The organism is Nonomuraea sp. NPDC048881, assembly GCF_040649795.1.
Taxonomy (GTDB): domain Bacteria; phylum Actinomycetota; class Actinomycetes; order Streptosporangiales; family Streptosporangiaceae; genus Nonomuraea.
On the sequence record NZ_JBEZGC010000013.1, the window covers coordinates 112,685 to 134,371 of the forward strand.

At 70.4% G+C, this 21,687-nt stretch carries 19 protein-coding genes and 1 pseudogene; 14 read left to right on the top strand and 6 right to left on the bottom strand.

The annotated features are described in order from the left end of the window. Positions 1 to 97 precede the first annotated feature (97 nt). On the bottom strand, positions 98 to 661 hold the full coding sequence (locus tag AB0C33_RS36410) for a dihydrofolate reductase family protein (protein ID WP_192783973.1): 564 nt from the start codon (positions 659 to 661) through the stop codon (positions 98 to 100). A 127-nt stretch (positions 662 to 788) separates the two neighbouring features. Between AB0C33_RS36410 and AB0C33_RS36415 the strand changes: the two genes are divergently transcribed. Next, the gene (locus AB0C33_RS36415; RefSeq protein ID WP_358295937.1) at positions 789 to 1,532 is read left to right on the top strand and encodes a TetR/AcrR family transcriptional regulator; all 744 of its coding nucleotides are present in this window, start codon (positions 789 to 791) and stop codon (positions 1,530 to 1,532) included. A 303-nt stretch (positions 1,533 to 1,835) separates the two neighbouring features. After that, positions 1,836 to 2,141: a hypothetical protein gene (locus AB0C33_RS36420; RefSeq protein ID WP_358295939.1), complete on the top strand. Its 306-nt coding sequence runs from the start codon at positions 1,836 to 1,838 to the stop codon at positions 2,139 to 2,141. Between the two features lie 4 nt (positions 2,142 to 2,145). Here AB0C33_RS36420 and AB0C33_RS36425 read toward each other — a convergent pair whose 3' ends face one another. Next, on the bottom strand, positions 2,146 to 2,958 hold the full coding sequence (locus AB0C33_RS36425) for a MurR/RpiR family transcriptional regulator (protein WP_358295942.1): 813 nt from the start codon (positions 2,956 to 2,958) through the stop codon (positions 2,146 to 2,148). A 55-nt stretch (positions 2,959 to 3,013) separates the two neighbouring features. On the opposite strand from AB0C33_RS36425, the gene thrC reads away from it, so the two are divergent. After that, positions 3,014 to 4,078 carry a threonine synthase gene (thrC, locus tag AB0C33_RS36430; RefSeq protein ID WP_358295945.1) on the top strand — a complete coding sequence of 355 codons (1,065 nt, stop codon included), beginning with the start codon at positions 3,014 to 3,016 and terminating at the stop codon, positions 4,076 to 4,078. A 420-nt stretch (positions 4,079 to 4,498) separates the two neighbouring features. Next, a complete protein-coding gene (locus AB0C33_RS36435) occupies positions 4,499 to 4,981 on the top strand; it encodes a nuclear transport factor 2 family protein (protein WP_358295948.1) in 483 nt (160 codons plus the stop codon). A 176-nt stretch (positions 4,982 to 5,157) separates the two neighbouring features. Here AB0C33_RS36435 and AB0C33_RS36440 read toward each other — a convergent pair. Beyond that, positions 5,158 to 5,310, bottom strand: a pseudogene (locus AB0C33_RS36440) (IS481 family transposase); the annotation flags it as partial. A gap of 140 nt (positions 5,311 to 5,450) precedes the next feature. Here AB0C33_RS36440 and AB0C33_RS36445 point away from each other — a divergent pair. Both AB0C33_RS36445 and AB0C33_RS36450 read left to right on the top strand, forming a co-directional pair. Continuing rightward, the gene (locus AB0C33_RS36445; protein ID WP_358295951.1) at positions 5,451 to 5,831 is read left to right on the top strand and encodes a hypothetical protein; all 381 of its coding nucleotides are present in this window, start codon (positions 5,451 to 5,453) and stop codon (positions 5,829 to 5,831) included. A 142-nt stretch (positions 5,832 to 5,973) separates the two neighbouring features. After that, complete coding sequence (locus tag AB0C33_RS36450) at positions 5,974 to 8,508, top strand: excinuclease ABC subunit UvrA (protein ID WP_358295954.1); 2,535 nt, start codon at positions 5,974 to 5,976, stop codon at positions 8,506 to 8,508. A gap of 42 nt (positions 8,509 to 8,550) precedes the next feature. Here the strand turns inward: AB0C33_RS36450 and AB0C33_RS36455 are convergent, their stop codons facing one another. Continuing rightward, a complete protein-coding gene (locus AB0C33_RS36455) occupies positions 8,551 to 9,846 on the bottom strand; it encodes an alpha/beta hydrolase (protein ID WP_358295957.1) in 1,296 nt (431 codons plus the stop codon). 495 nt (positions 9,847 to 10,341) lie between these two features. On the opposite strand from AB0C33_RS36455, the gene AB0C33_RS36460 reads away from it, so the two are divergent. The 8 genes from AB0C33_RS36460 to AB0C33_RS36495 all read left to right on the top strand — a co-directional run bounded on the left by AB0C33_RS36460 (position 10,342) and on the right by AB0C33_RS36495 (position 18,965). Continuing rightward, complete coding sequence (locus tag AB0C33_RS36460; protein ID WP_358295960.1) at positions 10,342 to 11,619, top strand: sensor histidine kinase; 1,278 nt, start codon at positions 10,342 to 10,344, stop codon at positions 11,617 to 11,619. Then, on the top strand, positions 11,616 to 12,317 hold the full coding sequence (locus AB0C33_RS36465) for a response regulator transcription factor (RefSeq protein WP_358295963.1): 702 nt from the start codon (positions 11,616 to 11,618) through the stop codon (positions 12,315 to 12,317). The genes AB0C33_RS36460 and AB0C33_RS36465 overlap by 4 nt, the downstream gene beginning before the upstream one ends. A 251-nt stretch (positions 12,318 to 12,568) precedes the next feature. After that, entirely contained in the window at positions 12,569 to 14,284 is a 1,716-nt protein-coding gene (locus tag AB0C33_RS36470) for an ABC transporter substrate-binding protein (protein WP_358295966.1), read from the top strand. Next, positions 14,271 to 15,200: an ABC transporter permease gene (locus AB0C33_RS36475; protein WP_358295969.1), complete on the top strand. Its 930-nt coding sequence runs from the start codon at positions 14,271 to 14,273 to the stop codon at positions 15,198 to 15,200. Before AB0C33_RS36470 ends, AB0C33_RS36475 begins: the two co-directional genes overlap by 14 nt. Then, entirely contained in the window at positions 15,197 to 16,183 is a 987-nt protein-coding gene (locus tag AB0C33_RS36480) for an ABC transporter permease (protein ID WP_358295972.1), read from the top strand. The genes AB0C33_RS36475 and AB0C33_RS36480 overlap by 4 nt, the downstream gene beginning before the upstream one ends. After that, positions 16,176 to 17,210 (top strand): ABC transporter ATP-binding protein, encoded by a 1,035-nt coding sequence (locus AB0C33_RS36485; RefSeq protein ID WP_358295975.1) that lies wholly within the window; start codon positions 16,176 to 16,178, stop codon positions 17,208 to 17,210. The genes AB0C33_RS36480 and AB0C33_RS36485 overlap by 8 nt, the downstream gene beginning before the upstream one ends. After that, positions 17,207 to 17,995 (top strand): ATP-binding cassette domain-containing protein, encoded by a 789-nt coding sequence (locus AB0C33_RS36490; protein ID WP_358295979.1) that lies wholly within the window; start codon positions 17,207 to 17,209, stop codon positions 17,993 to 17,995. Before AB0C33_RS36485 ends, AB0C33_RS36490 begins: the two co-directional genes overlap by 4 nt. 121 nt (positions 17,996 to 18,116) lie before the next feature. Then, positions 18,117 to 18,965 carry an alpha/beta fold hydrolase gene (locus AB0C33_RS36495; protein ID WP_358295981.1) on the top strand — a complete coding sequence of 283 codons (849 nt, stop codon included), beginning with the start codon at positions 18,117 to 18,119 and terminating at the stop codon, positions 18,963 to 18,965. Here AB0C33_RS36495 and AB0C33_RS36500 read toward each other — a convergent pair. Next, complete coding sequence (locus tag AB0C33_RS36500; RefSeq protein WP_358295983.1) at positions 18,952 to 19,914, bottom strand: LysR family transcriptional regulator; 963 nt, start codon at positions 19,912 to 19,914, stop codon at positions 18,952 to 18,954. The two genes, AB0C33_RS36495 and AB0C33_RS36500, sit on opposite strands and share 14 nt — an antisense overlap. A gap of 147 nt (positions 19,915 to 20,061) precedes the next feature. Further along, a complete protein-coding gene (locus tag AB0C33_RS36505) occupies positions 20,062 to 21,681 on the bottom strand; it encodes a PHP domain-containing protein (RefSeq protein WP_358295985.1) in 1,620 nt (539 codons plus the stop codon). Between the last annotated feature and the right edge of the window lie 6 nt (positions 21,682 to 21,687).

Genomic DNA, 21,687 nt, shown 5'->3' on the forward strand with positions numbered 1-21,687 from the left:
CTCTCACCCCCAGATCTCCATGATCCAGGGTGGTCAGGGGGCTCACACCGTGGGGGGAAGGCCCAGTAACGCCCAGCCCGGTCCGTGGCCGATCGGCTCAGCGGCGGACGCGGTAGCGGATGTGGGTGGCCTCTGGGGTGTCGATCACCTGAATGATCTCCAACTCGATCTCCGACGGCAGGACGTCGAACAGCCGGCGCCCTGCGCCCAGGAGTACTGGGATGTGGTGGATCTGCACTTCATCCAGCACCCCGGCCTGAAGGGCCTGCTGCACCGTGTACGCGCCACCACGAATCTGGACGTCCCGTTCCCCGGCGGCGGCCTTCGCCTGCGCCATCGCGCTTTCGATCCCGTCGTTCACGTAGGTCACCAGCGGATAGCCCCACCTGGCGGCCGGGCCCGGCGGCCGGTGGCTGGGGACGAAGATCGGCAGACCGCCGTGAGAGCCGCCCCAGTGGTCCATGAGCTCAGCGGTCCGCCGTCCCGCGAGGATCGCACCAGCTCCGTTCCATTCGTCCTGGAACTGCTTGACCGGCCCGGGATGCTGGTCCGAGTCAGCCCACTTGTGCAGCCGCTCGCCATCGTCGCCGCCGAGGAAGTCGTTGGGATCGGCGATGTACCCGTCGAGGGACATCGACATGTCGAGCACTGACTTGGACATGGCCCACTCCTTGGTTCACGGCGTGGCCTCTCGGCCACGGCCTGCGCCCGGGTCCGGAGACTAACTGTGTCCCCAGAACACTGTGTACGGTAGAGACAGTTTTGGCGGATGGCAAGCGGGAGGCGACGTGGCGGTCAACGAGGATCCGAGGACACTGGCCGAACTGTTGTGGGGCCTGCGCAGGCCGCGCAACAGAGGCCCCAGGCCCGCCTTCGACCTCGCCCGGCTGGCCGACACCGCCGTCAAGGTCGCCGATACCGAGGGCCTGGAGGCGGTCTCCATGCACCGCATCGCCGCCGAGCTCGGCCTCACCAAGATGGCCCTGTACCGCTACGTCAACGGCAAGACAGAGCTGATGGCCATCATGATCGAGGCGGCGGTCGGCACACCCCCAGACCTGAGCGGGGCGGCCGGCTGGCGGGCCAAGCTGGAGGAGTACGCCCGCGGACTGTCCACCGCCTGGCGGCGCCACCCCTGGCTGCCGTCGGTCACCGTGGGCGACCGCGTCATGGGCCCACGTGAGACCGCATGGACCGAAACAGCCCTCAGCGCCCTCACCGACACCCCCCTGACCGAACGCGAACGACTCGACGTGGTCATGATGGTGTCCCACCACATCCGCGCCACCCACCCGGCCGCCACCCAAGGCACTCAGACCTGGACGGACGGCAGCGCCGCCCCCATCATGCGTGACCTGCTACTCCTCAACGCCAGCCGCTTCCCGCTGCTGGCCACCACCGTGGCCATCCACTCAACCACCACCACCCGCGAATTCGGCCTCCTCACCCTCCTCGACGGCCTCGACCGCACCATCACTCAACGCGCCCACAACAACGGCGACGAATCCTCTCCATTGGACGCTTCGCGGTGACGCCCCGGGGCGGGTATCTGTCACGCCACAAGTGGCAGACTCCGCTTGGTCCTTGCTGTTGACCTCTCGGTCTAGGCAGGCGTGTTCGGCCATAACTGCTCCAGGGATGAGAGATCCTCAACCCTGGAGCGGGACTCACGGTGCCGCGGACACCGAGCCTGTGGCCTTCCCGGCCAAGTGCCACCGAAGGGCGGAAGAGGAACGTCGCTCCTCCTCGCGTGAAGGCAACCCGTGTCGACCCTGTGCGTCACGCCGACCCTTCGGACCGCGCCGGCCGGGCGGCGCGGGATTCGGGGACCATCCATGCCGCGCAACGCCCTCGCCGTCCGCCGCAGCCGCTTCACCCTCCAGGGCTGTCAGCAAGCGCTGGAGTCGATCCACCGCGCTTGGTGCGATCTCTCGCGCAACCCCTTCAGGCGTTCTTGGAGGCCCTGGTCCTGGAACGAATCGGCACATGGCGGCCTGCCTGCTGGACACCCGACATACTGGGATCGGCATCGCCTGGGTCGACCCGTCTCCGACCGGCATCGCGGCGAGATCGCCAAGCTGCTCCTCCACCACGAGGCGCGAGGCCGGGAGGTGTCGCGGCTGCTGCTGGCCGCGTCGTAGCGGTTCACAACATCTCGGTGAGCGCGTCGAGGTCGGCCAGGCGTCCGGCGGGGGCGAGGCGGGCCGCCACGGCGACCAGCAGCAGCTCGGTGACGGCGATCTGGTGCGCGAGCGGCGCGATCGGCCCGGCGGCCTCGCGCGGCAGCCTGATCAGCACCTCCGCCCGCGCCGCGAGCGGCGACTCCCCGGCGTCGGTGATCAGCGCCAGCCGCGCCCCGCGGGCGCACGCGGCCTCGGTGAAGCGGGCCGTCGCGGGGGAGTAGCGCTGGAAGTCGTACGCGACCACGGCCGCAGAACCGCCCAGGTCGAGCAGCGTACGGGCACGCGCGGACGCCGGGTCGGGCACCCGATGCGCCCCCGGACGCAGGCCGGCGAGCTGCCTGATCAGGTATTCGGCGGCCAGCTCGCTGAGCGGCCCGCCGAGCGCCCAGACCGACGCGGCTCCGGCCAGCAGGTCGCCGACGGCGTCGAGCAGGGGCTCGGTGACGACGGCGAGGGTGCTGTCGAGCCCGGCACGCAGGTCTTCGGCGGCCCGCTGGGTGCCGGGCGGACGGGCGACGAACTCGCGTAGGCGCGACCGGTCGCGGACGCCGTCGCGCACGGCCGCCTGGAACCCGGCGAATCCCGCGTACCCGAGCCGGTCGAACAGCCGGGAGGCGGTCGGCGGGCTGACCCCGGCACGCTCGGCGAGCGCGCGCAGCGAGCCGAGCGCGGCGAAGGGGTGGTCGTCGAGCAGCGCCCGCACGACGGCCCGCTCGCCCGGTGGCAGCTCGGGGTAGACCGCGCTGAGCCGGCTCGTCACCGGATCCTCATCCATGCTGACAAATGTTACACGTGGCGGAGTCAATGAAACGAATGTTACGGTCACCGGTATGAGTACCTGGAACGGACTGATCGACAGCGGCTACCGGCGCTGGCTCCCGGTCACCATCGACACGCCCGCCGTCTCGCTCAACGAGGGCAACACCCCGCTGCTGCGCTCGGCGCACCTGTCCGCGGTGACCGGCTGCGAGGTCTGGCTGAAGGTCGAGGGCGCCAACCCCACGGGGTCGTTCAAGGACCGTGGGATGACCGTGGCGATCAGCAGGGCCGCCGAGGCCGGCGCCGAGCTTGCCGTGTGCGCCTCCACCGGCAACACCAGCGCCTCGGCCGCCGCCTACGCCGCGCGCGCCGGGCTGACGGCCGCCGTGCTCGTGCCGAAGGGGCGGGTCGCGCTCGCCAAGCTGGGGCAGGCGGTCCGTTACGGCGCGCGGATCGTCGAGATCGACGGCACGTTCGACGACTGCCTGCGCGTCGCCCGCGAACTCGCCGCCCACCACCCGATCGCGCTGGTCAACTCGGTCGGCAACGAGCTGCGCCTGGCGGGGCAGCGCACGGTCGCCTACGAGATCGTGGACGCGCTCGGCGACGCGCCCGACATCCACTGCCTGCCCGTCGGGAACGGCGGCAACATCACCGCCACCTGGGGCGGCTACCGCGCCTACGAGCAGGAGGGGCTGTCCGGCCGGTCGCCGCGCATGTGGGGCTTCCAGGCGGCGGGGGCCGCGCCGCTCGTCCACGGCACGCCGGTCGCCGATCCCGAGACCGCGGCGAGCGCGATCCGCATCGGCAGCCCGGCCACCTGGGACGGCGCGCTCGACGCCCGCGACCGGTCCGGCGGGCTGATCGCCGCGGTGACCGACGCGCAGATCTTCGAGGCGTACGAGCTGGTCGCGAGGCGCGACGGCGTCTTCGCCGAGCCCGCCTCGGCCGCCGGGATCGCCGGCCTCCTCGACCAGCACGCCCGGGGCAACCTCGCGCCGGGCCAGCGGATCGTGATCACGCTGAGCGGCAACGGCCTGAAAGACCAGGACGCCTCCCTGCGCGGCGGCTACACCGCGACGGAAACCAGTTCGGCCACCTCGGCCGTGGCCCAAGCCCTCGGCCTCGCCGCCTGATCCCAGGCGCGCCCCGGCGCGTGCGCTGGGCGGGGCAGCACACCGCTGGCCGCCTACCTGTTCCGCCGGGGCCGGGAGATCGCCGATGCGCGCGGGATTCATGCGTTACTCCTTCGATCGGTCGCGGACGAGCGGCACGCGGATCCGTCTGCTGGTGTGCTCGATGACGGTCAGACGAAGGAGCACGGCCGATCATGCCGTATGCGTTCGCCCTCTCCCGGCGGTTGGAGCTCGTCCCGCGACGCGAAGCCTCCAGATGGCCGTGACCTGGGCGGATGTAATCATCGGCAGGCGTAATGTCCCCGCCCGGAGGGAGGACGCCGCGTCCAGTGGTGCGGGCCGGTCGTCGGTGGCGGGCTTGCCGCCTACAGGTCCGATTTCCGCCGGATGCATCCTGTCGGGGACGGACATGATGAGCGCATGATGGCAGAAGCAATGACGAATGACGGTCCGGCTTCGGGGGGCGACGAGGGCAGGAGCTCGCTGGCAGTGCTGGAGAGGTTCTATCGGGCGGAAGTCGCCTATATCGCCGCAGGGGGCTTCGGCAAGGCCGATTTCGGTGAGCTTGCCGAGTGCCTGGACCCAGAGGTCGTGATGTACCAGGCGGACTCCCTGCCCTACGGGGGGACCTGGCACGGACCGAGCGGCATCGAGCAGTTCATGGCCGCCATGAGCGAGGCATGGCAGTCCCTGGAGTTCCTGGAGCAGAAGTATGTGGTCGACGGCGACAGTGTCGTGGTCTGGAACCGCGGCATCCTGCGCGCCCGCGCCACCGGCCGGGCCTTGGAGACCTCGGTGATGCAGCTGATGACGATCAAGGATGATCGCATCACCGAGATACACCCGTTCTACCTGGACACTTCTGCGGTCCTGAACGCCCTACGCCCGGACGACGACGTCTAGCCGTTCTCTCCCGTGAGGTCGAGTACGCGGCCGGCTGGTGGCACACCTGCCAGTGCGGAGTGGCCGCGGTGGTGATTGCAGGTGTGCAGCCAGTACGGCAGGACTTGGCGGCGTTCGATCTCTGAGGCGCAGGGCCGGGCGTGGGCACATTCCTCCAGCAGGGTGCGGTAGCAGGAGCCGTTGTCGGTCAGCACCTCGCCCGGCGCCTCGAACCCCCGCGACGCCTCGACGAAGGCCAGGCAGACAGCACGGCCGGTGGCCCGCACCACCGCCGTGGCGATCACACAGAAGCGCGAGTGGTCGCCGACGCCGGTCACCACCTCCACCTCCGCCCGTCAGCACCATGTCCCGGGACAGGACAGGGATGAAAACATGACACAAGGCGTCGGGTTTCTGAGTGATCCTCAATGCACCGGTCGGCGCCGATGTGGGTGCGGACCGGGGGCCTCATGGATAGACAAGGACCTCAATGCGCGAAACGCCCGAGGAGCTCAAGGAGCTCAAGGAGCTCAAGGAGCTCAAGGAGCTCAAGGAGCTCAAGGAGCTTCAGACTCTCCTCGAAGCCTCCCTGTCCCGCTCCACCTCGCACCTCCGCCCGATCGTCACCGCGAACACCCTGACCGTGGAGCAGATCACCCGAATCGGCACAGCGCGCAGCGCCGCCAAGGCCCGTCACCCGGCCGCCCGTCCCGCCGCCGGCGCCGCACACCTGCGCGGTGAGGATCTGGGCGTGTCCACGCACGGCACAGTGGAGATCCGCAACCCCGAGGACGGGAAGCCGGCGGCGGACTGGCCGTACCTGCTCGCGTACTCAGGCATCGACAAGCTCGCCGGGGTGTCCCGGTCTTGATCTGCGGCATGGGCCGAATCTGGACCGGCCAGGCGCCGAGGGAGCTGATCAAACGGCCGCGTAGTGGCGGAATCGACTTGTTCGACATGGGCGGGAGTCCGTCCGCCTGTGTTCTGCTGTGTTGCGAGAGGGTGGATCAAGGTTGACTGCGTTCGTACGGGACGTCGCCAGTTTGGGGCGAGAGGCCATCGAGGTGGTGGGGGCTCGTACCAACAATCTGCGGGACGTGTCGGTGAGCATCCCCAAGGGGTGGCTCACCGCCTTCACCGGGGTGAGCGGCAGCGGCAAGACCTCGCTGGCCATCGACACCCTGCACAACGAGGCCCAGCTGCGCTACCTGGAGGGGCTTTCGCCGTTCGTACGGCAGTACATCACCCAGCGCAATCGGCCGAAGGTCGACCGCATTCTGGGACTCGGCGCGACGCTCGCAGTCGACCAGCGCCGCCTGAACCGCAACCCCCGGTCCACGGTCGCGACGATCACCGGCATCGACGGGCATCTCGGACTGCTGTACTCGCGCCTGCCGGGGATCGGCGCGGACCCGGCGGCGCAGAGCGTCAACGGGCATCTGACGACCGCTCACTTCGACCGCAACACCCCGGAAGGCAGCTGCGCGGACTGTCACGGCGTGGGCGGGCGCTGGCAGGCGCAGGAGGACCTCATCATCACCCGTCCGGAGCTTCCCCTCTTCGAGGGGGCCTCGCCCTGGTACGCCAGGTGGCGGTCGGGGGAGCACGCGTTCGTGCCGGCGCTCGCCGACAAGCGCGGCGTGGACCTCGGCCTGCCGTGGCGGTCGCTGCCGGAGGAGTTCCGCCACTGCGTGCTGTACGGCACAGGTGAGGAGAAGGTCGAGGCGACCGTCGACATGACCAGCAAGAAGGAGACGGTCTCGGTGACCTACACCTCCAGCCAGCCGCTGCGGGGTGCGCTGGCCGAGGTGGAGCGGGTGTTCCTGAACGCCCAGACCGCCAGCGCCAAGCAGCGCTACCTGCCGTACATGCGCAAGCAGCCGTGCGGCACCTGCGGCGGCAGCGGGTACGACCAGGTGGCCCGGTCCGTGCGGCTCGGCGGGCTGACCTTTTCCGACCTGCTCCAGGTGGACGTACGGGAGGTACGCGGCTGGGCCGAGCGGGTGGCCGGCGACCTGGACGCCCGGCAGCGCGAGGTGGGCGAGCCGCTGCTGCAGGACCTGGGCCGCAGACTCGGGATCCTCGACCGCCTCGGCCTGGCCCACCTCCAGCTGTCCCGGAGCGCGGCGACACTGTCGGGAGGCGAGTTGCAGCGAACGCGGCTCGCCGCGCAGCTCAGCACCGAGCTGAGCGGCATCGTCTTCGTCCTGGACGAGCCCGGGACCGGGCTGCATCCGGCGGACAAGGCGCACCTGCTCGACATCGCCCTGGAGCTGCGCGAGGCCGGCAACACCGTGCTCCTGGTCGAGCACGACCCCGAACTGATCGCCCGGGCCGACTGGGTGATCGACCTGGGGCCCGGCGCGGGCCGCCTCGGCGGTGAGATCCTGGTGTCGGGGCTTCCCGCCGACGCGGCCGCCCACCCCACGTCACTGACCGGACGCTACCTGGCCGGTGAGGGGCCACGGCTGCGCCGGACCCGCCGTCCGGCCGGGGATGACACCGGCTGGGTGGAGCTGCACGGCCTGCGTGCGCACAACGTGACCGCAGACGTGGTGCGTTTCCCCGCCGGCCGGCTCACCTGCCTGACCGGGGTGAGCGGCAGCGGCAAGAGCAGCCTGCTCGGCGCGCTCGCGGCGAGCGTGGAGGCCGCTTTGAACGGGACGACGATCGACACCGTGCGCCAGGTGACCGGCCTGGAGGGGTTCGACTGGGTCGCCGTCGTCGATCAAGAACCGCTCGGGCGCACGCCGCGATCCAACCCGGCCACCTACAGCAAGGCGTTCGACGTCGTCCGTAAGCTGTTCGCCGGTACCGACATGGCCCGCGCACGTGGGGTCAACGCGTCCTGGTTCAGCTTCAACACCGCGGGCGGTGGCCGCTGCGAACCCTGCACCGGCTATGGCCGCAAGCTGGTCGACATGCACTTCCTGCCGGATGTGTGGGTGGTCTGCGACGCGTGCCAGGGGCGGCGCTACACGCCGGAGGCCCTGGAGATCAAGTACCAGGGACTGGCCATCGATCAGGTGCTGGAGCTGACCGTCGCCGAGGCGGTGGAGCAGTTCTCCGAACCTCGGCAACTCGCCGAAACCCTGGGAGCCCTGAACCAGGTCGGGCTCGGCTATCTGCAGCTCGGCCAGAGCGCCACGGAGTTGTCCGGCGGCGAGGCGCAGCGGCTGAAGCTGGCCTCCGCCATCCAGCGCGGCGCCGCGGGCCGCAAGGCCGGTCTTGTCGTTCTCGACGAACCCGTCTCGGGCCTGCACCCCTCTGACGTCCAGCGGGTGGTGGACGCGTTCGACGTGTTGCTCGACTCGGGCAACACCGTCGTCGTGGCCGAACATGACATCCCCGTCGCCGCGTCCGCGGACTGGGTGATCGACCTGGGGCCGGGAGCCGGTCCGGACGGGGGCGCGGTGGTCGCGGAGGGCACCCCGGACGCCGTCGCGACCGCGAACACCCCGACCGCCGGCTTCTTCCGGCGGTACGCGGCGGGCCTGCCGCTCCTGGAAGGGCCGCGGCTCGCCGGAACAGGTCGCCGAGGACGATGAGGCCCTTCCGGCCGGGACGGCTGGTGGTGGGGCGCGAACGTGTCAGACGGCCGGGCGGCCGCAGGTGACGTCCTTACCGGGCAGGACACCGTCGACCAGGTAGCTGGTGACCTTGGTGTCGACGCAGGCGTTGCCCGCCGCGAGGTAGACGCCGTGGCGGAAGGCGTCGTTCAAGGTGATCATGCGGGAGCCGGTCAGCGCCCGGTGCATGGCCTGCTGGCCCGGATGGGGCGTCGCGGGGTCGCCGGCCGCGCCGACGATCAACGCCGGTACGGAGTTGCCGACCCTCGTGGGCGCTTCAAGCGGCTTGACCGGCCAGAACGCGCACGGGGAGATGTTGCGGACGAGCGGCCCGAACAGTGGTTCGGCGGTGCGGTGCCGCTGGATGTCGCGGTAGTAGGTCGCCGGGTCGCGGGGTGCGGCCCGGTCACCGCACAGGATCGCCGTGCCCGCCCGGTCCGAGGCCGCTCCGGAACCGGTGAACAGGCCGTCGAGGAATTCCTTCAGGGAGGCGGGCGGCGGTGCCTCGCCGCCGCGGCTCAGCGCCCGCGCCTCCTCGGCGAGGACGGCATAGGACTGCGGGCCGTCGCTGTAGAGGCGTGCGAACAGCCAGTACGGCACGACATGGGCATCGACGCGGTATGCGCCGATCTTCACGGGATGCCGGTTGATCTTCTCCACGGTCGCCAGGACGGCGTCACGGGTCCCGCCCAGCCCGTACTCCTTGTCATGTGACGCGGCCCAGGACGCCCAGCGGCGCAGCGCGGCGTCCATCGCGGGGGCGGCGCGGGAGAACATGCGCGGGCCGTACACCCGCGGGTCGACGGCGCTGTCGAGCACCACCCGGTCGGCCCGCGAGCCGAACATCTGCAGGTAGGTCGCACCCAGGTAGGTGCCGTAGGAATAGCCGAGGTAGGACAGCTTCTGCTCGCCGAGCGCGGCCCGGATCACGTCCATGTCGCGTGCGGTGTTCCTGGTCGTGGCGTACGGCAGGGTCTGGAGATTGCCCTTGGCGCAGCCCGCCGCCAACTGTTCGGCCAGGCGCACCCCCTCGTCGAAGGCACGCCGGTCGGGTCCCGCGGAGCGGAGGAAGGTGTCGGTCTGCCACCGGCAGCTGATCGGTGTGCTGCGGCCGACGAATCGGGGGTCCATGCCCACCAGGTCGTAACGGGCCGCGACCTCGGGCATCTCCTTGCCCAGCAGCGTCATCGGGAGGCCGGAGCCTCCCGGCCCGCCGGGGTTGAGCAGCAAGACGCCGCGGCGCCGGGAGGAATCGGTGGCCTTGGTCCGGGAGATCGCGATGGTAAGGGTCCGCCCCTGTGGGTTGCGGTAGTCCATCGGGACCAGAACGGTGGCGCATCGAGCACCGGCGGCGTCCATCTGTGCGCCCATCTGATCGCCGGGTCCGGTTGCGCAGGCGCGCCAGGTGATCGTCTGATGGTGGAAGCGGTCCAGGGGGGTGGCCGCCTGCGCCGGTCCGGCGGCGCCCAATCCGATTCCGGCCGTGAGTGCCACTGCGGCAGCCGTTCCACTCTTGCTGAGGAGCATGCGTCGTTCCTTGGTGAAGGGGGTTGTTTCCTGCGGATCCGGCGCGCGTCGGATTTCGACGCTCCGGTAGTGAGGTGTCCGGTCTCAGGGGTGCCCCCTGTTGATCACTGATCACCGGCCGTATCCAAAACTAGGGGCCTGAGCAGCCCCTGGACATCGTGCGGAAGGTCGATCCGGGCCCTGCCACCGGCACACCAACCGCCCGCTTCTCTGCAACCGCTGCCCTAACAACGACTCCTCCCAAAGGAGGACAAAGCGGGTCATGCTGGCGGCTACCTTCGTCTCATGAACGTGGTGCGACGATGGGGCCGCTGGTGGCGCGGCTTGCCGGTGATGGTCGCCGACAGCCTGCTGGCCGGTGTGTCGACCGCGCTGGCGGTGACGCAGGCCGCCTTGTCCGCCCATGACCCGGTCGTGCTGGCGTACCTGCTGGCGGTGCTCACCAGCGCGCCGCTGGTGCTGCGCAGGCGCCACCCCATCGCCGTCCTCGCGGTGATCACGGCGGGCCTGATCGGCTGCGGCCTGGCCGGCTACCCCAACGGATTCCAGGCCCCGCCGGTGCTGGTCAGCCTCTACACCGTCGCGGCCTACCGCCGGGAGGGCCACCGCGACGGCGTCCTGGCCCTGGTGTTGATGGCGGGCATCCTCGTTCCCGACCTCATCAGGTCCGGGCTGACCTTCACGATCGTCAAGAGCCTGGTCGAGAACGCGCTTCAGCTCGGCGCGGCCTGGGCCATCGGGGAGGGGGTGCGCAGCCGCCGGCTGCGCCACCAGGACCTCATCGAGCACGCCCGCCACCTGGAGATCGAACGCGAGGAGAAAGCCCTGCGAGCGGTCGCCGAAGAACGCGTGCGCATCGCCAGGGAACTGCACGACGTGGTCGCCCACCACCTGTCGGTCGTCTCGATCCAGTCCGGCGCCGGCGGCCGCCTGATCGACACCGAGCCCGACGCCGCACGCGAAGCATTCACCGCGATCGCCGCCACCACCCGCGAGGCGCTGGCCGAACTCCGGAACATGCTGTCGGTCCTGCGCCTCACGTCCGACACCGGCGAGGACTCCTACGCCCCGCAGCCGGGGCTGGCCCAGCTGGACACGCTGCTGGAACGCTCCCGCCTGTCCGGCCTGTCGATCCGGCGGGAAACCTCCGGTCAGGTACGCCCGCTGCCGCCCGGCGTGGACCGGTGCCTGTACCGCATCACCCAGGAATCATTGACCAACGTGCTCAAACACGCCCCACACGCCGACGTGACCCTCACCCTGACCTACCAGCCCGCCGCGGTCACGCTGCAGGTCGGCAACAGCGGCCCGGCCACCACCGGGCACAGCGCCGACGGGCACGGCCTGATCGGCATGCGCGAACGAGCCACCCTCTACGGCGGCACCCTCACCGCCGGCCCACGTACGGACGGCGGCTTCACCGTGACCGCGCACCTGCCCGCCTCCCCACTCGCCGACCCCGCTCTCGCCACGGCCCACCCGCCCGCCTCCCCACTCACCGACCCCGCTTTCGCCACGGCCCACCCGCGGCAGAGCGCACCACGACCTGGGGCACCCCGATGACCGGCCCCGACACCGGCCGCGGGACCATCCGCGTCCTGGTCGTCGACGACCAGGCCCTGGTCCGCGCGGGCCTGGTCGCCCTCCTCCGCACCGACGCCGCTCTCGCGGTCGTCGGCGAGGCCGCCGACGGCCACGAAGCCATCGCCCAGGCCGCGGCGACCGCCCCGGATGTCATCTTGATGGACATCCGCATGCCCGACCTGGACGGGGTCGCCGCCACGCGCCACATCCTCGCCCACGCCGCCGGCCCGGCACCGAAGATCCTCATCCTGACCACCTTCGACCTGGACGAACACGTCTTCGCCGCCCTGCGCGCCGGCGCCTCGGGATTTCTGCTCAAGGACACCCCCGCCGACCAGATGCTGGCCGCGATCGCCACGGTCGCCCGCGGCGAGGTGCTGCTGGCGCCCAGCGTCACCCGGCGCCTGGTCCACCATTTCGTCACCGCGCCCGAACCCGACCGGCGCCGGCCCGAGGAACTCGCCCGGCTCACCAGCCAGGAAACCGCCGTGCTCCACCTGGTCGGCCAGGGCCTGACCAACCAGCAGATCGCCACCCGCCTGAACATCGCCGAGGCCACCGTCAAATCCCACCTGGGCCGCCTCATGACCAAGCTCAAGCTGTCCAGCCGCGCCCAAGCCGTGGTCATCGCATACGAGACCGGCTTGATCGTCCCTGGAGCCGGAGACCGCACCTGATGCCCGGCACCACCGGTTCGGTCGCAGGTCGTCCCGTCCTCCGGTTCGGGTAAGTCCGGTCTTCCGGCCACCCGGACCGCCGGACTATCATGGACGCCGCGCGCGCGGATCCCCGCGATCTTTAAGATTTTCTGCAAGATCCGGTGCAGAACTCCTCGATGGACGCGTGCTCTCGCTCGCCAACAGACTCCCTTCCTGAGATCCAGCAGCGGACCCGACCGATCGGGGCCGCTTCACAGGAAGCGCGATCTATGGCGAATCGATCCCGGAGAGTGGTGCCCGCAGGGCTCGCGCTCGTCCTGGCCCTCGTGACGGCGGGCTGCAACGCGAACTCGCAGTCCACCTCGCAGTCCACCGAGCCGACGAAGGGCAAGAACGCGGCGCCGCTGGAGTCCGTGCCCAAGGGCGGGACCCTGCACTACCTCTCGCGGCGCGCGACCGAGTCCTTCGAGACCGCCAACGCGCAGATGGTGCCGACCAGCCGGCTGCGGTGGGTGCACCGCGGGCTGACGTCGTGGCGGACGCTCCCCGACAAGGACACGGTCCTCGTGCCGGACCTCGCCACCGACACCGGAAAGACGGACGACGGCGGCAAGACGTGGACCTTCACGTTGAAGGAGGGCTTGAAGTTCTCCGACGGCAGCCCGATCACCGCGCAGGACGTGAAGTACGGCATCGAGCGGTCGTTCGCGCCGATGTTCCAGGGTGGCCTTGGCTACCACAAGACGCTGCTGGTCGGCGGCACCGACTATGACGGCCCGTACGACGGCAAGGAGCTCGACTCCATCGAGGTCACCGGTGACCACAAGATCGTCTTCCGGCTGAAGCGTCCGTTCGGCAACTGGCCGTGGATCGTCAGCATGCCGGCCTTCGCGCCGGTGCCGGCCGCCGCCGACACCAAGCCGGAGACCTACGGCGAGCACCCGGTCGCCAGCGGCCCGTACCAGGTGACGAGCTTCCGCAAGGGGGCGCAGGCGGTGCTGGACCGCAACCCGAACTGGACGGCCGACAGCGACCAGGTGCGGTTCGCCGGCCCGGACAAGATCGTCCTGGACATGGGCCTGAACAACGACACGATCGTGCAGCGCCTCATCGACGACAAGGGCGAGGACCGGACCGCGATCAGCAACGCGCTCATCTCGCCGTCGCAGTTCCAGCGGATCGAGTCCGACCCGTCGATCTCCGGCCGCATGGCCAACAGCCCCTCGGGCTACTTCCGCTACCTCGCCATGAACGTCAAGCGCCCGGGCCTGTCCGACGTCCGCGTGCGGCAGGCGATCAACTACGCGATCAACAAGGCCGAGGTGCAGAGCGTGTACGGCGGCCCGAAGTTCGGCGGCCAGATCGCCTCGACCATCATGACGCCCGGCATCCCCGGCTACACCGAGTACAACCTGTACGACGGCGGTGACACCGGCGACGTCGACAAGGCGAAGGAACTGCTCGCCGCCGCCGGCGTCTCCGACCTGAAGCTCACGCTGACCTATCCGACCGACGTGAGCGCGATCGAGGAGAAGGAAGCCCAGAGCATCAAGAACTCGCTGGCGCGGGTCGGCGTCAAGGTCGAGCTCAAGGGCCTGGACGCCAACACCTGGTCCGAGCTCATCTCGTCCGCCGACGGCGACTACGACATGACGACGAACGGCTGGGGAGCGGACTTCCCGAGCGGCATGAGCACCATCCAGCCGCTGTTCGCGTCGAGCGAGATCGGCAACGGCGGCGGAAACGCCTCGAAGTTCTCCAACCCCAAGGTGGACTCCGCGATCGACGCCGCGATCGCGGAGCCGGACCTCGACAAGGCCGCCGAGATGTGGGCCGCGATCGACAAGCAGATCATGGAGGACGCCCCGGTCGTGCCGATCCTCGTGCAGCGCACGCAGGCCCTGGCCGGTTCGAAGATTATGAACTACTTCGTCCCCGCCTACCCGCCGTTCGCGAACGAGTTGGTCGTCGGTGTCGATCGCTGAGATCCAGCAGGCGGAGGGCCGGGGCACCTCGGTCCTCGGCCGCTTCCTCCGGAAGCGGTCCGGCGTCGCCGGCCTGGTCATGCTGGTGGTGCCGCTCGTCGCGGGGCTCTGCGCCCCGCTGCTCGTGTGGATGGAGGGACAGGATCCGAACACCTTGCACACCGACGTGCTCGACCCGGACGGCGGCCGTCCGCTGGGCGCCTTCGGTGGCGTCAGCGCCGACCACTGGCTCGGTGTCGTCCCGGTGACGGGTGTCGACCTGTTCGCCCAGATCGTCTACGGCATCCGCTCGTCGCTGTTCATCGCCTTCGGGGCTAGCATCCTGTCGATCGCGTTCGCCGCCGTCCTCGGTACGGCGATCGGGTACTTCGGCGGCTGGCTCAACGCCGTCGCGGGGCGGGTGATCGACTTCATGTTCGGCTTCCCGGGCCTGATGTTCGTCATCGCGATCATGGCGATCGTGCCGCCGGAGATGCCGCGGGGCCTGGTCCTCGTGCTCGTGCTGGCCTTCTTCGGCTGGACCGTCCCGGCCCGGATCATCGGCGCCCAGGCCGGCGCCGTCAACGCCCGCGCCTTCGTCGAGGCGGCGCGGGCGACCGGTGCCGCGCCCTGGCAGATCATCCGCCGGGAGATGCTGCCGCACCTCTTCGGCCTGGTCGTCGTCCTGTTCGCGATGTCACTGCCCGGCAACGTCAGCGTGGTCGCGGGACTGTCGTTCCTCGGGGTCGGCCTGCGTGGCGACGTTCCCGACCTCGGCAAACTGCTTTCGGACTCGCTGCCGTGGATCTACAGCGGCGCGGACGTCTGGTACATGCTCTTCCCGGGCGCCGTGGTGTTCCTGATCGTATTCGGCGCCACGCTCGCCGGTGACGCGCTCCGCGACGTCCTCGACGTGCGCATGGAGGATTCTGCATGATCGTCTACATTGCCCGCCGCATGGCCACCGCGGTGTTCATGCTCCTAGCGATCGCCTTCGTGACGATAGCCCTCTTCTTCGGGGCCTCGAAGGACCCGGCCCGCGCCATGTGCGGCAAGCCGTGTCCGCCCGAGACCCGGGCCAAGGTCGGCGCCTACATGCAGACCGACCAGAGCCCGGGGTGGCAGTACGCCCAGTTCGTGAAGGGCCTCTTCACCGGCCGTACGTACGGCGAGGGCGCCCAGCAGGTGCACTGCCAGGCGCCCTGCTTCGGCTACTCGTTCCCGAACCGCAGCGACGTCACGACGCTCATCGCCGAGCGGCTGCCCGTCACGTTGTCGCTCGCGTTGGGCGCGGCCGTCCTGTGCCTCGTCGTGGGCATCGGCCTCGGCGCGTTGTCGGCGATACGCAAGGGCGGGATCGTCGACCGGTTCTCGATCGGCTTCGCGATGTTCGGGCTGTCGGTCCCGACCTTCCTCGTCGGCCTGCTCGTCGTCCAGGTCTTCGGCTTCATGCTCAACGCGCTGCCGTACTCCGGCTTCGTGCCGTTCTCGGAGTCACCGGCGGATTGGGCCTGGCACCTGATCGGCCCGTGGATGGTGCTGTCGTTCATCCTCGCCGCCGGCTACATCCGGGTCACCCGCACGCAGCTGCTCAACGAACTCTCGGCCGACCACCTCGTCGCGATGACCGCGCGCGGCGCGTCGACCCGGCGGGTGAACCGGCACGCCGTCCGCGGCGTGATGGTGCCGGTCGTGGCGATGTTCGCGCTCGACGTCACCGCGCTCCTGGGCGGCTCGGTGATCGCGGAGAAGGTGTTCAGCCTGCACGGGCTCGGCGACCTGCTGCTGTCCGGCGTGAACGAGTCCGACCTGAGCATCGTCGTCGGGGTGACGCTCTTCTCCGCCTTCCTCATCATCGTCGGCAATCTGATCGCCGACCTGCTGATGCCGCTTCTCGACCCGAGGATCCGCCGTGCCTGACCCCGTACTCCAGGTCGAGGACCTGTGCGTCTCGTTCACCGGCGGCGGCGTCACCGCCGATGTCGTGCGGGACCTCTCCGTGAGGCTGGACGGCGGCCGCACACTCGCCGTGGTCGGCGAGTCGGGATCGGGCAAGACGATCACCGGCCGGGCGATCATGCGGCTCCTGCCGCGAGGGGCGAGCGCCCGGGGCCGGATCGTCGTCGCCGGGCGGGAGATGCTCTCCGCCGACGAGCGCGAGCTGCGCCGGGCCCGCGGCTCCGACGTGGCCATGGTGTTCCAGGACTCGATGTCCGCGCTCAGCCCGTACCTCGACATCGGCGCGCACATCGCCCAGGCGGTCCGCCTGCACGACCCGTCGGTCACCCGTCGCGCTGCGCGGGCCCGTGCGGTCGAGATGCTCGACCGGGTGGGCATCCCCGAGCCCGCGGACGCCGTACGCCGCTTCCCGCACGAGTTCTCGGGCGGCATGCGGCAACGCGCGGTGATCGCGATGGCCCTGGTGAACCGGCCGGCGCTGCTCATCGCCGACGAGCCGACCACCGCGCTCGACGTGACGGTGCAGGCGCAGATCCTGGCCCTGCTCCGCGGGCTCCAGCAGGAGTACGGCATGGCGATGCTCCTGATCAGCCACGACTTCGGGGTGGTGGCGAGTGCGGCGGACGACGTCCTCGTGCTGTACGCCGGCCGCCAGGCCGAGTACGGCAGCCTCCGCGACATCTTCGATCAGCCCGCCCACCCGTACACCGCCGGACTCCGCGCGGCCACGCCGCGGCTGGACGCCCGGCTCGACATCGGTGGGGAGCGGACGCGGCTGCGCGCCATCCCCGGCACGCCCACGTCGCTGCGCGACGCAGGACCGGGTTGCGCCTTCGCGCCGCGCTGCGGCTTCGCCGACCAGGTCGGCGAACGCTGTGTCGTGGACGTGCCGCTGCCCACCGTCCGCCCGGCCGGCGAGGGCGGCGGCGTGCACCTTGCGGCCTGCCACCTCGATCGTCTCCCCGAACCGCAGGAGGTCACCCGGTGAGCCAGCCGATCCTGGAGATGACCGACGTCAGCAAGCGCTACCGCATCGCCGGTGGCTTCGGCCGCAGCCGCAAGGGCCTCCTCGCCGTGGACGGCGTCTCGCTCCACGTCGAGCGGGGCGAGGCGCTCGGCCTGGTCGGCGAGTCCGGCTCGGGCAAGTCCACGCTGGCGCGGATGGCCAACGGCCTGGTGGTGCCGACGTCCGGCACCGTCCGTACGGACGGGCAGGACGTCGCCCGCCTCGGCCGGCGAGGACTGCGGCGGCTGCGGCGCAACGTCGCCATGGTCTTCCAGGACCCGCTGGCGTCGCTGAACCCGCTGCAGACCGTGCGGCAGACGCTGGAGAACGTCTTCCGCGCGCACGGCGAGACGACGTCGACCGCCGAACTGGTCGCCCTGCTGGAGTCGGTCGGCCTCGGCGCCGACTACCTGGGGCGCTACCCGCACGAGGCGTCCGGCGGGCAGCTCCAGCGCGTCGCCGTGGCACGAGCGCTCGCCCTCAAGCCGGATCTGATCATCGCGGACGAGCCGACCTCGGCGCTCGACGTGTCAGTGCGTGCCCAGATCCTCAACCTGCTGGCCGACCTGCAGCGCGACCAGGGGATCTCGTTCCTCCACGTCAGCCACGACCTGGCGGTGATCCGGCTCTACAGCGACCGTGTCGCCGTCATGCAGCGCGGCCGTATCGTCGAGACCGGCTCGTCCGACGAGATCTTCCGCTCCCCGCAGCACCCCTGCACGCGCGCGCTGGTCGAGGCGACACCGGAGGCGGAGCTGCGGACCTGACCTGCGGGAGCGTTGCGCGACGCCGAAGAGGCGTGCCACGATCATGACCATGATCCACCGAACGACAACCCCGTCGTGAGCCGGCCGGGGGCCGGCGCGACAGAGCAGTGAATGAGGACACGTGGGAACAGACCTGTTCGTCCGAGAGTATGGGCGGGACGCAGCAGATGCGCCTGCCATCCTCATCCTCCACGGCGCCGTGGAGTCCGGCGCATGCTACGGTGACGCCGTCGACCGCTGGGGCGGCGACTACCACATCGTGGCGCCGGACGCACGGGGCCACGGGGAGTCGCCCGGCCGTCTGCCCGAGCACGAGGGCGTTCCGTCCACCGACGTGATGGTGCAGGACGCGATCGACATCCTCAAGGACATGCTCGACGGGACCGGGCGCAAGACGCTCGTCGTCGGGCACTCCATGGGCGCGCGGATCGCCGCCTTCGTCGCCGCCGACGCCCCGCACCTCGTGGCCGGCGTCGTGCTGGAGGACCCGCCGTGGTGGGTGCCGGAGGCCGGTCCCAACCCGTGGCTCAGCGTCGAGCAGACCACCAAGGACCCCTTCGACTACGCCGACACGGCGTCGGTCGAGGAACTCGTGGACATGCAGCGCGAGCTCAACCCCCACTGGGCGGAGCAGGAGCTGCGCCCGCTCGCCGAGGCGATGAAGGCCGTCGACATCGACTACATGCAGCAGCGGGTCCACGAGAAGCGCCGGATCTGGACGCCGACCGCGCGGCAGATCACGGTCGGCCCGGCCGGCGTGCCGGCGCTGCTCGTCACCGGCACCGGCGACGTCATCGTCGACAAGCACTCCCGCGAGCGGCTCACGGCCGTCGCGCCCGGCTTCGACGTCGTCGTGATCGAGGGCGCACACCACTGCGTGCGCCGCGACAAGCCGGAGGAGTACCACCGGCACGTCGACGCCTTCCTCCGCGAGAACGCGCCGCCGGCCGGAGCCATCACTCGACGCTGAAGGTGTCGGACCGCGCGAGCGGGCCGTAGACCTCCGAATCCGGCTCGGACACAGCGGCCCGCATCGCCTCCAGCCCCGCGCGTACGACGGGGTGGCCCTGGTTGTCGCGCCGCGTCGTCATGATCACCTTGCGCAGCGGCGCGATGCCGCGCGTCGGCAGGATCGTCACCCACTCGGCGTCGCGGGCGGAGAGCGCGGACTCCGGCACCAGGCAGATCCCCGCCTCGGCGGCGACCAGCGCCAGCGCGGCGCGGTAGTCGTCCGAGACGTGGCTGATCGGCGGGTGGAAGCCGAGCTCCGCGCACGCCTGCAGCACCATCGTGCGGCACGGATTACCGGGGGAGGGCATGATCCAGCCCTCCTCGATGAGCTGGGTGAGCCCGATGCCCTCCTCGCCGGCCAGCGGGTGCGCCTGGGGGAGGACGACCTTGAACCGCTCGATGTAGAGCGGGAACTTCACGATGTCGGGGGAGTCGCGCTCGGGGTCGGACTCGTACTCCATGCTGACGGTCACGTCGATGTCGCCGCGCATCAGCATGCGGTGGCTCATGTGCGCCTCCGCGTCGACGACGGTGACGTCGACGCCCGGGGCCTGGCGGCGCAGCTCGACGATGGCGGGTGCCACCAGCCAGCTGATCGCCGTGGGGAAGGCGCCGATCCGGAGCTGCCCGAGGACACCGCCGGCGTGCGCGGCCAGGTCGGCCTCGGCGATCTTCAGCCGGGAGCTGATCTCCTCGGCGTGCCCGGCGAGGATGCGCCCGGCCGGCGTGAGCACCAGCTTGCGCCCCGAGCGTATGACGAGCGCGTGACCGACCTCGCGCTCGAGCGCCGCGAGCTGCTGCGACACCGCGGACGGCGTCAGGTGCAGCGCCGCCGCGGTCGCGGTGACAGAGTCGGACAGCACGAAGGCACGGAGGATGAGGAGACGTCGGGGGTCGATCGTGGGCACGCGGGCTCCGTGGCGGGTCGGCCGGGCGTCCGTCGCAGTGGGGCATCCGCGAGGCGGGACCGGGGGACCCCGATGTTAGCGGGCCCTTCCGGACGCGGGCGCTCCGGCATGGGTACGCCGCCCGTGGGCGCCGAGATGAGCACCGTCCTATCTCAGTTCTACGAAGGTGGGATTGGTGTAGCACCAGAGGTCGTGCCAGGGGTTCTCGTTGCGGCCCGTGTCCGCCGCCGGCTCCATCCCGCCGGGAGCGCTGCGCCTGCCGTCGGTGCCACGCAGCCGGAAGTAGAACGGCTCGCGCACGTCGCGGAACTTGTAGTGGAACTGGGCGACCCGGCCCTTGCCCTTCGGCATGAACGACTCGACCACACTCACGTCCGGTGCGGTGAAGACGTCGAGGTCGGCGGCCGGCCCGGTGATCGCACCGCGGATCAGATCCAGGCGGGCGAGCCGGGGGATCTCTTCATTGGCGTTGGGACGGCCGGCGAGATCGACGGAAATGGTGATGGTGACGTCGTCGCCGCGCCGCACCGACAGCCGTCCGCCGAATGTGGCCGGGGCGTTGCCGGGGGCGTGCGCGTCGACGTGCAGCCCGTCGATGAGGCCGCCCATCGACACCCAGGATCGCCCGGCCTTGATCGCCTCCATGACCGCGCCGTAGCTGCGTGAGGTCGCCCCCACAACCGTGCGGCTGAACTGACCGGGCCAGAAGTCGGCGTGCCGCAGCGGGACGCCGCCGTCGACGGGATCGGGGTATCTACCGTGCTGGTCGTACCAGTCAGCAGGTCGGGAGGGTTCGACGGTCGTGTCACCGTTGTAGAAGTGGCCGTCTGAGTTGGCAGTGATCCACCAGCCCTTGCCCTCGGCGAGCATCGAGTCCCACATGCCGCCCAGGATGCCGGTCATGGAGTCGAAGCCGCCGTACGTCGGGTAGTGTTCCGGCCGCCAGCCGGCCCAGGAGTTGGCGTCGGCGGTGTTGTTGAAGTCGCCGCGGGCCCTGGGCTCGTTCTGGGCGCCAGGCGCGCCCTCCATGCCGACTGCGATGTTCGGCGCCTTGTCGCGATAGGTGCGCAGGTCACGCGGGGAGTATCTGCCGCGTCGCATCACGTGGTTGATCAGGAACAGCGCGGAACTCGCCGAACCCGTGCGCAGCGCGGTCTCCAGCCAGGCGAGCGCCTCCAGCGCCTTGGCCTCGTTCGCCGGGTTGCCGGCGCCGGTGCCGTTGATCCTGGAGTCGAAGAGCCGCTCGAACGCGCGCAGCAGTTGGATCTCATCGCGAGCACCGTCGAAGAACACCGTGGCGTGCTCGCCCCCGGGAACGTTCCATTCCAGCCCCTGCCACAACAGCAGCTCAGGGTGCTTGGCCCGGGAGGTGACGATGTCGGCATAGGTGGACTCGACCGCGAACTTCTCGTGCGCGGCGTGCCCGTGGTCGGTGATGACCAGCCAGTCCAGGCCATGCTTGAGAGCGCCCGCAGCCTGCTGCTCAATGGTGTACATGCCGTCGTAGCTGTACTGCGTATGAACGTGATGGTCGCCGGCCAGCCAGTGGAGCGCGCGGGAGCCTCCGCTGGTTGCGGCGGCGGGACGCGTGGTCAGCCCTCCCAGAGCGGTGACGCCGAGACTGCTGATGCCGAGCAGCCCACTGTTCAGCAGAAAACGGCGCCTGCCGAGGTCGGCGGGCGACAGTTCGGTCTCTGAGACGGACAGGTCGGCGAACGCGGCCGTTCCTTCCGGTGCGCTGTGGGAGTGTGCATGGGTGCGGCACATGGGACA